A 13,405-nucleotide genomic window follows, 5' to 3' on the forward strand; every position below is an offset into this window, starting at 1 on the left:
ATCAGAGCTTGCGCAGGCGCAGCCGGTTGATCGTGTGATCGGAGTCCTTGCGCAACACCAGCGTTGCTCGCGGACGGGTGGGGAGGATGTTCTCCACCAGGTTCGGTTGATTGATCGAGTTCCAGATGTCCTTGGCGGCGCTGGTCGCGTCGCGGTCCGATAGTCCCGAGTAGTGGTGGAAGTGCGCGTTCGGGTCGGCAAACGACGTTTTCCGTAGTGCCAGGAACCGTTCGATGTACCAAGCTTCGATGTCCTCGATCCGGGCATCGACGTAGATGGAGAAGTCGAACAGATCCGAGACCATCAGACGCGGACCGGTCTGCAGCACGTTGAGGCCCTCGATGATGAGGATGTCGGGCTGACGGATCAGGTGGAATTGGCCGGGGATGATGTCGTACAGAGTATGCGAATAGACCGGGGCCGCTACCTCTTCGGCGCCCGATTTCACCTCGGTCACGAATCGCAGGAGTTTGCGGCGATCGTAGCTCTCGGGAAAACCCTTGCGGTGCATCATGCCCCGACGGTGCAGTTCTTTGGTGGGGTACAAGAACCCGTCGGTGGTGACAAGATCGACGCGCGGGTGATGGTCCCATCGGGCCAGGAGTGCTTGCAGCACACGGGCCGTCGTGGATTTGCCGACGGCCACCGAACCGGCCACGCCGATGACGAAGGGAACTTGTCGATCGGGGTGTTTCTCGCCGAGGAACGTTGCGGTAGCGGCAAACAGTCGCTGCCTTGCGGCAACCTGTAGGTGGATCAGTCGAGCCAGCGGGAGGTACACCTCGGCAACTTCCTCGAGGTCGATCTGCTCACCGAGGCCGCGGAGGCCGTACAGTTCGTCCTCCGTCAGGACGAGCGGAGTCGACTTACGCAGTGTGCGCCACTGCTTACGGTCGAACTCGACATACGGGCTGGATTCGCCGGCGCGTGCCATCAGCGCAGCTCGCCGGTGCCGAGGAACTGTGATGCCGTTGGTACGGGCGAAGCGTGCGAGCAAGCCAGGCGCGAGTGCGCACGATCCAAGTGCATAACCGAATTGTGCTTGGTGCCACGTAAGGAGTTGTCGTCGGGTCGCATTCCGGGCGCGGGCGCTAGGCTTGTGCCTTATGGATCCAGACTCGCTCGTTCGCCGATATCTGCTGCTGGGACTAGGTTTCGATCGACTCGAGGAAGGGTTTGTCGACGCGTTCACCGGCGATCCGGCACTCCGTCAGCAAGTTGAAAATGCAACGAAGCCCGATCCGGGCGTACTCGCCCGCACCGCTCGAGAGCTTCGCGCCGAGTTGCCGGCAAGTGGTCTGAACGCCGACCGGGCTCACTTCATCGACGTTCACCTACGGGCTCTCGAATGCTCCGGCCGCAAGTTCGCGGGCGAGGAGATCGGGTTTGTCGACGAGGTCGAGGCCTACTTCGACGTGCGAATTTCGAAGGGAAACGAAGACGCATACGGCGATGCTCACCGCCTGATGGGTGAGGTGCTACCAGGCCCGGGAACGCTGGTGGAGCGCGTGCAGGCACATCGCAAGGCCGACGAGATTCCGGCTGCGAAACTGGCCGAGTGCGTCGACGCGATGTCCAGTGCCCTGCGTGATCTGGTGCGTGGCACGTTCCCGCTGCCGGCGTCGGAAACCGTCGAATACGAAGTGGTGGGGGACAAGCCGTGGTCCGGGTTCAACTACTACCTCGGTGACTATCGCTCCAAAGTTGCGATCAATTCCGATCTCCCACAGTTCATGGCGAATCTGCCGAGACTGATTGCCCACGAGTCGTATCCGGGCCATCACACCGAACATTGCCGCAAGGAAGCCGGATTGGTGGGTGCCGGGCAACTCGAGCAGACGCTCTTCCTGGTGAACACGCCGCAGTGCCTCATGGCAGAGGGCCTGGCGGATTTGGCACTCGAAGCGATAGTCGGCCACGACTGGGGACTGTGGGCGCAGGAGATCTACGCGGATCTGGGGCTGGCATTCGACGGAGAGAAGGCCCAGCAACTGTCGGCGGCATCGGGCCAGCTGATCAGCGTGCGGCAGGACGCTGCGCTGATGCTGCACGACGAGGGACGCAGCCACGACGACGTTGCCGGATTCCTCGAGCGGTGGTCACTGTCGACGCCGGAGCGGGCACGGCAGTCGCTGCGATTCCTGTCCTCCCCGTTGTGGCGGGCGTACACCAGCACGTACGTCGAGGGATACCGGTTGCTCGGCGGGTGGCTCGATCAGGCTGCAACGCCAGCCGACCGCACAGACCGATTCCGGCGTCTGTTGGACGAGCCGCTGGTGCCGAGCTCACTGCGTTCGGCACCGGGTGGAGACACGTCGGGTGACCTTCGTAGACTGGACACATTCGATCCCGCATCCACCTTGGAGATTCCTCGATGACCGCTGTGCCTGGCTCCGACGTCAACTCTGCACCACTCGCCGAACTCGACCCCGAGGTCGCCGAAGCTATGGCGGGTGAATTGGCTCGTCAGCGCGACACTCTCGAGATGATCGCGTCGGAGAACTTCGTCCCCCGCTCGGTTCTGCAGGCTCAGGGCAGTGTCCTGACCAACAAGTACGCCGAAGGCTACCCGGGACGCCGTTACTACGGTGGCTGCGAGAACGTCGACATCATCGAGGACCTCGCGCGTAACCGCGCCAAGGAACTCTTCGGCGCCGAGTTCGCCAACGTGCAGCCCCACTCGGGCGCACAGGCCAACGCTGCCGTTCTGATGGCCCTGATGAACCCGGGTGAGAAGCTGCTCGGCCTCGACCTCGCTCACGGTGGTCACCTCACACACGGCATGAAGCTCAACTTCTCCGGCAAGTTGTACGACGTCGCGTCCTACGGCGTCAGCAAGGAAGATCACCGCATCGACATGGACGAGGTGCGTTCCATCGCCCTCGCCGAGAAGCCCAAGGTCATCGTCGCCGGTTGGTCCGCGTACCCGCGTCAGCAGGACTTCGCAGCCTTCCGTGCCATCGCCGACGAGGTCGGCGCGTACCTGTGGGTCGACATGGCGCACTTCGCCGGTCTGGTTGCAGCTGGTCTGCACCCGTCGCCCGTCCCGTACGCCGACGTCGTGTCCTCCACCGTCCACAAGACCCTCGGTGGCCCGCGCTCCGGCCTGATCCTGGCGAAGAAGGAATGGGCCAAGAAGCTCAACTCCGCAGTCTTCCCCGGCCAGCAGGGTGGACCGCTCATGCACGCCATCGCAGCCAAGGCCGTCACCTTCAAGATCGCTGCCGGTGAAGAGTTCAAGGACCGTCAGGTACGCACCCTCTCCGGCGCCCGCATCCTCGCCGAGCGTCTCGGCAACAAGGACGTCGCAGATCAGGGCATCAGCGTTCTGACCGGTGGAACCGACGTCCACCTCGTTCTCGTGGACCTGCGCAACTCCAAGCTCGACGGCCAGCAGGGTGAGGATCTTCTGCACGAGGTCGGCATCACCGTCAACCGCAACGCAGTTCCGTTCGATCCCCGCCCGCCGATGACCACGTCAGGTCTGCGTATCGGTACCGCAGCCTTGGCTACTCGCGGATTCGGCGACGCCGAGTTCACCGAGGTCGCCGACATCATCGGCACCGCCCTCGCCGGCGATGCCGATCTGGTTGCCCTGCGCGCCCGCGTTGCCAAGCTCGCTCTCGACGTTCCGTTGTACGACGGCCTCGAGGACTGGGGCTTGCTCAGCAAGAACGTCTAAGCAGTAGTTCCCGACAGCCCGGTACCCGTTGTGGTGCCGGGCTGTCGGCGTTCTTACGGCGCCTACGATGGGCCAATGGCTCAGTCGCGGACAGTTGCATTGGCACTCGGTTCCGGTGGCGCGCGAGGCTACGCCCACATCGGTGTCATCCAGGTGCTCGAGGAACGTGGCTACTCGATAGTCGGGGTGGCAGGTTCGTCGATGGGCGCGTTGATCGGGGGGTTGTACGCAGCCGGAAAGCTGGACGAATTCACCGAGTGGGCGACGACGTTGAAGGCCCGCGACGTTGTTCGGTTGCTCGACGTATCCATGTCAGCGCCCGGGGCCATCCACGCGGAGAAGGTACTCGGGCGGGTTCGAGAGATCCTGGGCGAAACGTGCATCGAAGACATGCGCATCCCGTTCACCGCCGTGGCCACCGACCTGGCTGCGGGTAGGTCTGTGTGGTTTCAGCACGGGCCGGTCGACGCCGCGATTCGTGCGTCCATCGCTATCCCCGGAGTCATCACTCCCTTGGTTCTCAACGGCCGGGTGCTGGTGGACGGCGGCATCCTCGATCCTCTTCCCGTCGCGCCGACGCTCTCGATTCGTGCAGACCTGACGATCGGTGTCAGTTTGGGCGCGGACGCCCGTGAGAATCGCACGCCCGCTCGGGTGGGTACGGAGCCACGGCCCGTCGACGAGTGGGTCGGCCGATTCAAACGGGGCACCGCCCAGTTTCTCGATCGGGAGACAGTGAAGTCTGTGGTGTCTCGATTCGGTGGTCACTCGACGGGCCTGGGTCTTGAAGAGGTGGGCCTGGACGAGGTGAGTGTGGACGAGGTGAGCCTGGACGAGGGAGTCGTCGATACGGGTCGTGATATCGCTCCGAAGATCGGGCGTTTGGAGATCATGGGTCGTTCACTCGAGGTCGTGCAGTCCGCGCTGGCCAGGTACCAGCTCGCCGTGTATCCACCGGACATTCTTATCCAGGTACCCCGCAAATCGGCCAGGAGTCTCGACTTTGCGCGGGCTACCGAGATGATCGCGATCGGTCGGGTTTTGACCGAGTCGGCGCTCGATGCCGAGGATTTCTGAGCTCACGCGCCGATAGTGCGGACGGCGTCGACAAGCACCGCTGTGGCGGTAAATGACACGAGTGGCATTTTGTAACCTGGCGTTCACGCATTGTGTGTCGGAATTCGTGGCGGGATGGCCCGAAGCACAGTACCGTCGGCAGTATCGAGTAGCGCAGAAGTTACTTGTGCGGGAGGTTCTGATCGTGACTGAAACATTCAGTGCGAGAGGGCCGGCGCCCGGCCCTCGTGTCACCTGACACAAGAGCCGACCGGTCCAGCGAGAACTAGTTTGTGCGGCGTAGCGCAGACCTAGGAGCCCACCGTGACTGCATCACGCTCCGTTTCTGCCCACTCGGTTCCGGGCAGTATTTCAGCCGGTAATTCAGCCGGGAGTCATTCGGTAGATGCACTTCGCACGTATGTCTTGGATACGTCGGTCTTACTGTCCGATCCGTGGGCCGTCACCAGATTTGCCGAGCACAATGTGGTTCTGCCCCTTGTTGTGGTCAGTGAACTCGAAGGCAAGCGACATCATCACGAACTGGGATGGTTTGCGCGAGAAGCACTCCGCATGCTCGACGACCTCCGGATCGAATACGGCCGGCTCGACCGTCCGGTGCCGATCGGTAGCGAGAACGGTACCTTGCAAGTCGAACTCAATCACACTGATCCCGCAGTACTCCCCGTCGGATTCCGCACGGACAGTAATGATTCGAGGATACTTGCCTGCGCGCTCAATCTTGCGGCCGAAGGCAAAGATGTAGTCCTGGTCAGCAAAGACATTCCGCTCCGAGTCAAAGCGGGCGCCGTGGGGCTTCCCGCCGACGAGTACCACGCGCACGACGTCGTTCCCTCCGGGTGGACCGGTATGACTGAGTGTGATGTCGCGTCGACGGACATCGACGAACTGTTCTCCGAGGGCTTTCTCGATCTCGAGGAGGGGCGAGATCTGCCGTGTCACACCGGGGTTCGGCTGCTCGGCGGTTCGTCCAGTGCCTTGGGGAGGGTGACACCGGACAAACGGATTCAGCTTGTCCGCGGTGAGCGTGAGGCATTCGGTCTGCACGGCCGCAGCGCCGAGCAGCGGATTGCACTGGAACTGCTGATGGACGAAAGCATCGGAATCGTCTCTCTCGGCGGTAAAGCGGGTACCGGAAAGTCTGCGCTGGCCTTGACCGCGGGACTCGAAGCGGTGCTCGAGCGTCGAAGCCAACGCAAGGTGGTGGTCTTCCGGCCACTGTATGCCGTTGGCGGACAGGAACTCGGATATCTCCCGGGCAGCGAGAGTGAGAAGATGGGCCCGTGGGCTCAGGCCGTCTTCGACACACTCGACGGGTTGGCGTCACCCGAAGTTCTCGAAGAGGTCCAAGCTCGGGGGATGTTGGAAGTCTTGCCGCTCACGCACATTCGTGGACGTTCTCTGCACGATTCGTTCGTGATCGTCGACGAGGCGCAGTCCCTCGAACGAAATGTGTTGCTGACGGTGCTTTCTCGACTCGGAACCGGATCGCGAGTGGTGTTGACGCATGACGTCGCGCAGCGTGACAACCTGCGAGTCGGCCGCCACGACGGTGTTGCCGCCGTGATCGAAAAGCTGAAGGGGCATCCACTGTTTGCGCACATCACGCTCACTCGAAGCGAGCGTTCGCCGATCGCCGAGTTGGTTACCGAAATGTTGGAGGAGTTCGGACCGACTCCCTGAGAATAGTTCTCCCCGTGCGGCATGCTTGCCGCACGGGGAGTGGCTCAGTTCTCCAGCGGTCCCAATTCCGCGTTGAGGACTTCCTGGACCACTCGCATAGCAGCGAGTCCGGCCGGGGCGCCGCAGTACGCGCTGGCATGTATCACTGTTTCGACGATCTCGGTGCGCGTCAAGCCATTTCGCAAAGCGGCACGGACGTGGCCTTTCAGTTCGTTCTCCGCCCGTAGGGCGATCAGCATTCCCAGATTGATCAGGCTGCGACTGCGTCGATCGAGGCCTGGACGCGTCCACACAGATCCCCACACGTTGGCCGTCACGAAGTTCTGCAATTCTTCGCTGTCGGTTCCGCGGGTGCGCTCGAACGCTGCGTCGACAAAATCGGCACCCATGACTTCTGTGCGCACGGCCAGTCCGGCGTCGAAGGAATCGGATGTGTTGTATTCGGTCATCGGGCGAGTGCTCTCTTCCGGCAGGTGTTGTCAGGCCGGAGCCAGCCTACTGCGAGAGCCGATACCCAACACTGCCTGCCCGATCGCGGTCACCACACCCCACGCAACGTCGCGCAGCGAGAAGTAGTCCCGCCACACGGCGATCTTGCCGTCGCGTAATTCGAAAGTTCCACACACCCAGAACTCGATGCGCAGTGGTCCGACGGTCAGGATGTCGGTGCGTTCGGTGAGGACGGTGAACTCGTCGCCGATGATGTGATGCATGTCGGCCTCGAACTTGAGTGACGGCTTCGTGACCATTCGAAGCGCCCGGACCACGGCATTTCTCCCGCGCAACGTCGGCAGCGAGACGTTCTGCCAGATGATGTCCTCGGTCATCAACTCGGCGGCGCCGTCCACATCGAAATCGGTGAGGGCGCGGAACATCTTTCGAACTGTGGTGACCGAATCAGTGTTCATCGAAACCCCTGTTCATCACGAGCCTGTGTTCATTCGGTGCTCTGACAAATGTGCCCAAACCGTCGCTGTCGAAGTATCCCAAGGTTAGCGAGTTTCCGTCGAATATGGCTCGGGATGGTTCTGTTCGAGCGACTATCTGGGAGATCCCGTGAGGTCAGCTACCGAATCCGGTGAACTCGAGTGATTCAAGGGATCCTGTGGTGGGTTGTTCGGGTGTGATCGGGGCCTCGGCGACGTTGACGGTAACGACAAGGGTCAGGTCGGGATTGACGCCGTTGGTGGCGTTGAGGGTGAACGTGTAAGAGCCTGCAGCGGCGGGTGTTCCGGACAGTGTTCCGTTAGTGAAAACCATGCCGGTGGGCAGTTTTGCCGGGTCGATCACTGTGATGGTGGGGGCAGGGTTACCGGTGACGGTGAATTCACGGGTAAGTGCTGTTCCGGCAACAGCATCGAGCGTCACGGGTCCGGCATCGGTGAACATCGGGGCGGCGGGTGCTGCTGCGACGATGAGGGTGGCGTTGAGCGTTGCCGGATTTCCGACGCCGTTGGTGGCGCTGACCGTGAAGGGGAACGATCCTTCGGTGGTGGGTGTTCCGGTCAGAGCCCCAGTTTCACTGAGCGTGAGTCCGGCCGGGAGTCCGGTGGCGGTGACAACGGGGGTGGGGTTTCCGGTGGTGGTGAACGCGTGGGAGATTGCTGTTCCGGCAATACCGTTTACGGTGACGGGGCCCGCATCGGTGAACGCAGAAGCGGTTGCAGTTTTCAATGCCAATGAACGGTTGCCGCCGCCGGCGATGGCGGTGTAGCCGGTACCGGTCGGGGCGGGAAGCTGCCCACCACCGCTGCTTCCCCATTCTGCGATGGTGCCGTCGGCAGTCAAAGCCAGTGAATGGAAGTCGCCGCCACCGATGGCGGTGTAGCCGTTGCCCCTTGGGACGGTGCCTAACCCGTTGCCACTTTGTCCCCAGGTTGTGATCGTGCCGTCGGCGGTCAACGCCAACCCATGGAAACCTCCTGAAGCAATAGTGGTGTAGCCGTTACCGGTCGGAGTGTTGGTCTGACCTTCGTAGTTGTATCCCCAGCCGACGATGGCGCCGTCGGCGGTCAACGCCAACGAATGAAGGCTGCCGGCTGCGATGGCTTTATAGCCGTTGCCAGGAAGCGTGTTGGCCTGTTTCCAGTAGTTGTAACCCCAGCCCACGACGGTGCCGTCGGCGGTCAACGCCAACGAATGGTAACCGCCGGCCGCGATGGCTTTGTAGCCGTTACCAACTGGGATGTTAGCGAGTTGCCCGAGGCTGCTGGCTCCCCAAGCCACGATGGTGCCGTCGGCGGTTAAGGCCACTGAATGAAAGGCGCCGACGGCGATGGCTTTGTAGCCGCTGCCGGCCGGGATGTTGTCGAGTTGACCGTCATTGTTGTTCCCCCACCCCACGATGGAGCCGTCGGCGGTCAACGCCAACGAATGGGAGTAGCCGGCCGCGATGGCGGTGTAACCGCCTCCCGCCGGGAAGTTGTCGAGCTGCCCGTTGTCGTTGTTTCCCCCTACCCCGTAGCCCCAACCTGTGATTGTGCCGGGATCGGTGACCGGCACACCTTCCGCCGCGGCAGTGGTCGCAGCGGCGAGGGCGAGTGCTCCAGCGGCAATGAGAGCGGTGAGCCCTCGCAGTCGTCTGCCTCGGTGAGGTCTGTGACGGTGATCGAGTGGTGCCATCGTGGTGTGCCTTTCCTGGCGGATTCCGCCGGGAGGGCGGTGCGGCCACGGTTAGTGACCACGCAGTGACGATAACGGGCGGGGAGGCACAAAACGCCCATTTTTGCTGGCCATTTTAGGCCAGAGGGCATTGATGGCCGAAAATGGCCTTTTTGTGCCGAGCTGTGAACAGCGCGCCCCACGCGGCCCAAGGCAAGCATTTGAATCAGTGCGAATTGAATGTGCCGGTGCGGAATTAGCCCGCGGTGATCCGTTGTTGAGGCATGCAGCAGTCGCGGAGTGTCGCGACACTCGACGAAGGAGCACAAGAATATGCGCATCGGAATTATCGGAGCTGGTCAGATCGGTGGAACGCTTACCCGCAGGCTGACCGCGCTTGGTCACGACGTGCGCGTCTCGAACTCTCGGACGCCCGACACTCTGGCAGACCTCGAGGCGGAAACCGGTGCAAAAGCGGTACTGAACACCGAAGCCGCCGAAGGTGCAGACCTGGTGATCGTGAGCATCCCGCAGAAGAACGTCGTGGACCTTCCCGCCGGCATTCTCGCGGGCGCTGCCGACGGCGCTCCGGTGATCGAGACCAACAACTACTACCCGCAGCAGCGAGACGGATTGATCGCCGCAATCGAAGACGGTCAGGCAGAAAGCGATTGGGTGCAAGAGCGCCTCGGAGTTCCGGTCTTCAAGGCATTTAACGGAATCTGGTGGAAGCACCTGCTCGAGAAGGGTCTACCGGAAGGGTCGAGCGGCCGCATCGCGCTCCCCATCGCCGGTGACGACGAGCTGAAGAAGCAGGTTGTCTTCGACCTGATCAATCAGCTCGGCTTCGACCCCGTCGATGCGGGCACTATCGAAGACTCGTGGCGTCAGCAGCCGGGAACTCCGGTCTACGGCAAGGATTTTGGTCGCGACGCTACGTTGAAGGCGCTGGCGGAGGCAACTCCCGAGCGCACGGACGAGTGGCGGGCTGTCGCGGAGTGACTGACTGACCTGTGCCTCGCGGCGGTTCCCGAATGCGGAACCGCCGCGGGGCCGGTGGGTTAGTCCTTGACCTTCGCCATCGCGAGCACGTCGAGGCGCTTGTCGAGCTCGGCTTCGCTGAGCTTGTCCGGAACCAGTCCCCGCTCGAGCACAACCTGCCGAATCGTCTTTTTCTCCTTCAATGCTTGCTTGGCAACGGACGCGGCTTCCTCGTATCCGATAGCCGAGTTGAGTGGCGTCACGATGGACGGCGAGGACTCGGCGAGGGTCTTGAGGTGTTCCTCGTGCGCAACCAAACCGCTGACACACTTGTCCGCGAACAATCGAGAAACGTTGGCCAGCAACGTGAATGACTCGAGTAGATTACGTGCCATCATCGGGATGTAGACGTTGAGTTCGAAAGCGCCGGCAGCGCCGCCCCACGCGATGGCTGCGTCGTTTCCGATCACCTGTGCGGCTACCTGCGTAACAGCCTCCGGCAGAACCGGATTGACCTTGCCCGGCATGATCGAGCTACCCGGCTGCAAGTCGGGGAGCGCTATCTCGCCGAGGCCCGTCAACGGTCCCGAACCCATCCAGCGAATATCGTTGGCGATCTTCGTCAGTGAGACCGCGATGGTGCGCAGGGCACCTGACGCTTCCACCAGTCCGTCACGGGCAGCCTGCGCCTCGAAGCTGTTCTTTGCCGGGGTCAATGCGTCGACGCCTGTCGACTTGACCAGTTCTGCAACAACTTTGGGCCCGAATCCGTCCGGCGCGTTGAGTCCGGTACCTACTGCGGTGCCGCCGATCGGTAGTTCGCCGAGTCGGGGGAGCGTTGCCTTGATTCGTTCGATGCCTGCCTCGATCTGGCGGGCGTAACCGCCGAACTCCTGGCCGAGGGTCACCGGAACTGCGTCCATCAGGTGGGTGCGTCCGGACTTGACGACGGACTTCCACTCCGCGGACTTCGCGGCGAGTGCAGCGTGCAAATGCTCCAGAGCAGGAACAAGATCCGTGACGGCGGCTTCCGTCGCTGCGACGTGCGTGGCCGTCGGGAAGGTGTCGTTGGAGGACTGTGACATGTTGACGTGATCGTTCGGATGCACATCCACGTCGTTGGCCTGTGAGATCGACGCGATGACCTCGTTGGCATTCATGTTGGAACTGGTGCCGGAGCCGGTCTGAAAGACATCGATGGGGAACTGCTCGTCGTGCTTGCCGTCGGCGATTTCATTGGCTGCCGAGATGATGGCATCGGCCTTGTCCGCGTCGAGCAGGCCAAGATCTTTGTTGACCTGCGCACACGCGGCTTTGAGAAGGCCCATCGCACGAATCTGGGTGCGCTCGAGAGGTCGGCCGCTGATCGGGAAATTCTCGACTGCGCGTTGGGTTTGCGCTCGCCACAGTGCGTCGATGGGCACCCGAACTTCACCCATGGTGTCGTGTTCGATCCGGAACTGCTGTTCGTTGCTTTCCGTCATGGTTCCAGAGTAGGGGCCTTCGGCCCCTGTGCGCCTTTTTGGTAGCGGTGACTACCAGAAAGGCGCACAGGGCGGAGCCTGTCAGAACGTCGGCGGAACCGCGCCCTCTTCGCCGTCGAAGTCCACCGAGCTGTACTCGCGGAGCTTCTCGAGGCGGTGGTACGCGTCGATCATGCGGACGGTGCCGGACTTGCTGCGCATCACGATGGACTGCGTACTGGCGCCGCCGCCGTAGTAGCGGACACCGCGCAGCAGGTCACCGTCGGTGACGCCGGTGGCGCAGAAGAAGACGTTCTCGCCCGAGACCAGATCTTCGGTGGTCAGGATGCGATCGAGATCGTGACCGGCGTCGATGGCCTTCTGACGCTCTTCGTCGTCGGTGGGAGCCAGCTTGCCCTGCAACGATCCGCCCATGCAGCGCATGGCCGCAGCGGCGATGATGCCCTCAGGGGTGCCGCCGATGCCGACGAGCATGTCGGTGCCGGACTCCGGACGCGCTGCGGCGATAGCGCCGGCAACGTCACCGTCGGAGATCAGGCGGATCCGAGCGCCCGTGTCGCGAACGTCCTGGATCAGCTGGTTGTGGCGAGGACGGTCCAGGATGCAGATCGTGATGTCGGAGACCGACGCCTTCTTGACCTTGGCGACGCGCTTGATGTTCTCGGCGATCGGCGCGCTGATGTCGATGACATCTGCAGCGTCCGGTCCGACAGCGATCTTCTCCATGTAGAACACAGCAGACGGATCGAACATCGCGCCGCGCTCGGCAACAGCCAACACCGAGATGGCGTTGGGCATGCCCTTGGACATCAGCGTGGTTCCGTCAACCGGATCGACAGCGAAGTCGCAGTCCGGGCCGTCGCCGTTGCCGACCTCTTCGCCGTTGAACAGCATCGGCGCTTCGTCCTTCTCGCCTTCGCCGATCACAACGATGCCGCGCATGGACACCGAAGAAACGAGCTGACGCATCGCGTCGACGGCAGCTCCGTCGCCGCCTTCCTTGTCGCCGCGTCCTACCCAGCGACCTGCAGCCATCGCGCCGGCTTCGGTGACTCGGACCAATTCGAGAGCAAGGTTACGGTCCGGGGTCTCACGATGAATGCTGCTGGCCGTCATGTGCGGTGCCTCCTGGCGCGGTCGCGGTCGACGGGGTGTGTCGACGCAAGTGGTTTCTACAGGCCTGATTGTCCCAGATGGGAGCCACTGTGTGCGCTGCTGGGTCAGGGGCGTGGTGATTTGTCACGCTTAGGGGTACCGGGAATCGTTACAAGCGGCCGGTACCTGGATACTGGGAGTGTGGCATCGAAGAAACCCCGCATTCTCGAAGACAACAAAGACATGGTCTGGTCTCTCGTACCGCTGGTGCTGTTTTGCATCATCATCGCGGGCATCGCCAGCCAGTGCACGTTCAGCCCGGGAGGCCCCACTCAGGGACCGATCCCGAGCGTCGACATCGACGCAGCGCTGAACTACGACGCCAAGGAACTGGGTTTCCCGATCCGCAAACCTGTAGTTCCCGAGGGCTGGACCCCGAACTCGGGTAGTCGGAAAGTGATCACCGGCGACGGCGGCGGCGATTCCAGCACTGTGGGATTCATCACGACCAACGGTAGCTACATTCAGCTGACGCAGAGCAATGCCGAAGAATTCCCCCTGGTGTCCTACGTAGCAGGCGGACAGCGTTTCGCGACGGGTGTCGAGGACATCGACGGCCATACCTGGAACGTCTTCGGCGGCGAGGGCGTCGAATCGATCTGGGTTACCGACGTCGACGGAGTTCGTCTCCTGATCACCGGCGCCGCTCCGGCCGAGGACTTCACGACCTTGGCGCGCAACGCCGGCCAGGCCGAGCCGATCGTTCCCTAGACCAGCCGGTCTACTCGTCCGACCCGGACAG

General features: G+C 62.5%; 12 protein-coding genes. 6 read left to right on the forward strand and 6 right to left on the reverse strand.

What is annotated here, in order from left to right:
• Position 1: 1 nt before the first annotated feature.
• Positions 2-934, reverse strand: a complete 933-nt coding sequence (coaA, locus tag FEZ60_RS26010; protein ID WP_033234510.1) for a type I pantothenate kinase — start codon at positions 932-934, stop codon at positions 2-4.
• A gap of 172 nt (positions 935-1,106) precedes the next feature.
• Here coaA and FEZ60_RS26015 point away from each other — a divergent pair, with 172 nt between their 5' ends.
• From FEZ60_RS26015 to FEZ60_RS26030, 4 genes are all read left to right on the forward strand, one after another.
• Positions 1,107-2,378, forward strand: a complete 1,272-nt coding sequence (locus FEZ60_RS26015; RefSeq protein WP_045069373.1) for a hypothetical protein — start codon at positions 1,107-1,109, stop codon at positions 2,376-2,378.
• The gene (glyA, locus tag FEZ60_RS26020) at positions 2,375-3,682 is read left to right on the forward strand and encodes a serine hydroxymethyltransferase (protein ID WP_045069374.1); all 1,308 of its coding nucleotides are present in this window, start codon (positions 2,375-2,377) and stop codon (positions 3,680-3,682) included. Before FEZ60_RS26015 ends, glyA begins: the two co-directional genes overlap by 4 nt.
• A 75-nt stretch (positions 3,683-3,757) precedes the next feature.
• The gene (locus tag FEZ60_RS26025) at positions 3,758-4,759 is read left to right on the forward strand and encodes a patatin-like phospholipase family protein (RefSeq protein WP_033234508.1); all 1,002 of its coding nucleotides are present in this window, start codon (positions 3,758-3,760) and stop codon (positions 4,757-4,759) included.
• 303 nt (positions 4,760-5,062) lie between these two features.
• Positions 5,063-6,442 (forward strand): PhoH family protein, encoded by a 1,380-nt coding sequence (locus tag FEZ60_RS26030; protein WP_033234507.1) that lies wholly within the window; start codon positions 5,063-5,065, stop codon positions 6,440-6,442.
• A gap of 44 nt (positions 6,443-6,486) precedes the next feature.
• On the opposite strand, the gene FEZ60_RS26035 is transcribed toward FEZ60_RS26030, so the two are convergent.
• The 3 genes from FEZ60_RS26035 to FEZ60_RS26045 form a co-directional block, all read right to left on the reverse strand.
• Positions 6,487-6,891, reverse strand: coding sequence for a carboxymuconolactone decarboxylase family protein (locus FEZ60_RS26035; RefSeq protein ID WP_095888503.1), 405 nt, complete (start codon positions 6,889-6,891; stop codon positions 6,487-6,489).
• A 30-nt stretch (positions 6,892-6,921) separates the two neighbouring features.
• On the reverse strand, positions 6,922-7,350 hold the full coding sequence (locus tag FEZ60_RS26040; RefSeq protein ID WP_033234505.1) for a limonene-1,2-epoxide hydrolase family protein: 429 nt from the start codon (positions 7,348-7,350) through the stop codon (positions 6,922-6,924).
• A gap of 154 nt (positions 7,351-7,504) precedes the next feature.
• Complete coding sequence (locus tag FEZ60_RS26045; protein ID WP_172937410.1) at positions 7,505-9,064, reverse strand: putative Ig domain-containing protein; 1,560 nt, start codon at positions 9,062-9,064, stop codon at positions 7,505-7,507.
• A gap of 279 nt (positions 9,065-9,343) precedes the next feature.
• Between FEZ60_RS26045 and FEZ60_RS26050 the strand changes: the two genes are divergently transcribed.
• Positions 9,344-10,045, forward strand: coding sequence for an NAD(P)-binding domain-containing protein (locus tag FEZ60_RS26050; RefSeq protein WP_255285230.1), 702 nt, complete (start codon positions 9,344-9,346; stop codon positions 10,043-10,045).
• A 59-nt stretch (positions 10,046-10,104) separates the two neighbouring features.
• Here the strand turns inward: FEZ60_RS26050 and FEZ60_RS26055 are convergent, their stop codons facing one another.
• Together FEZ60_RS26055 and glpX are read right to left on the reverse strand one after the other, a co-directional pair.
• The gene (locus FEZ60_RS26055; protein WP_172937411.1) at positions 10,105-11,508 is read right to left on the reverse strand and encodes a class II fumarate hydratase; all 1,404 of its coding nucleotides are present in this window, start codon (positions 11,506-11,508) and stop codon (positions 10,105-10,107) included.
• An 81-nt stretch (positions 11,509-11,589) separates the two neighbouring features.
• Positions 11,590-12,624, reverse strand: coding sequence for a class II fructose-bisphosphatase (gene glpX / locus FEZ60_RS26060; protein ID WP_033234502.1), 1,035 nt, complete (start codon positions 12,622-12,624; stop codon positions 11,590-11,592).
• A 180-nt stretch (positions 12,625-12,804) separates the two neighbouring features.
• On the opposite strand from glpX, the gene FEZ60_RS26065 reads away from it, so the two are divergent.
• Positions 12,805-13,374, forward strand: a complete 570-nt coding sequence (locus FEZ60_RS26065) for a DUF4245 domain-containing protein (protein ID WP_033234501.1) — start codon at positions 12,805-12,807, stop codon at positions 13,372-13,374.
• Positions 13,375-13,405: the final 31 nt, after the last annotated feature.

The sequence above is a fragment of the Rhodococcus sp. MS16 genome (assembly GCF_013277795.1).
Lineage (GTDB): Bacteria > Actinomycetota > Actinomycetes > Mycobacteriales > Mycobacteriaceae > Rhodococcus_F > Rhodococcus_F globerula.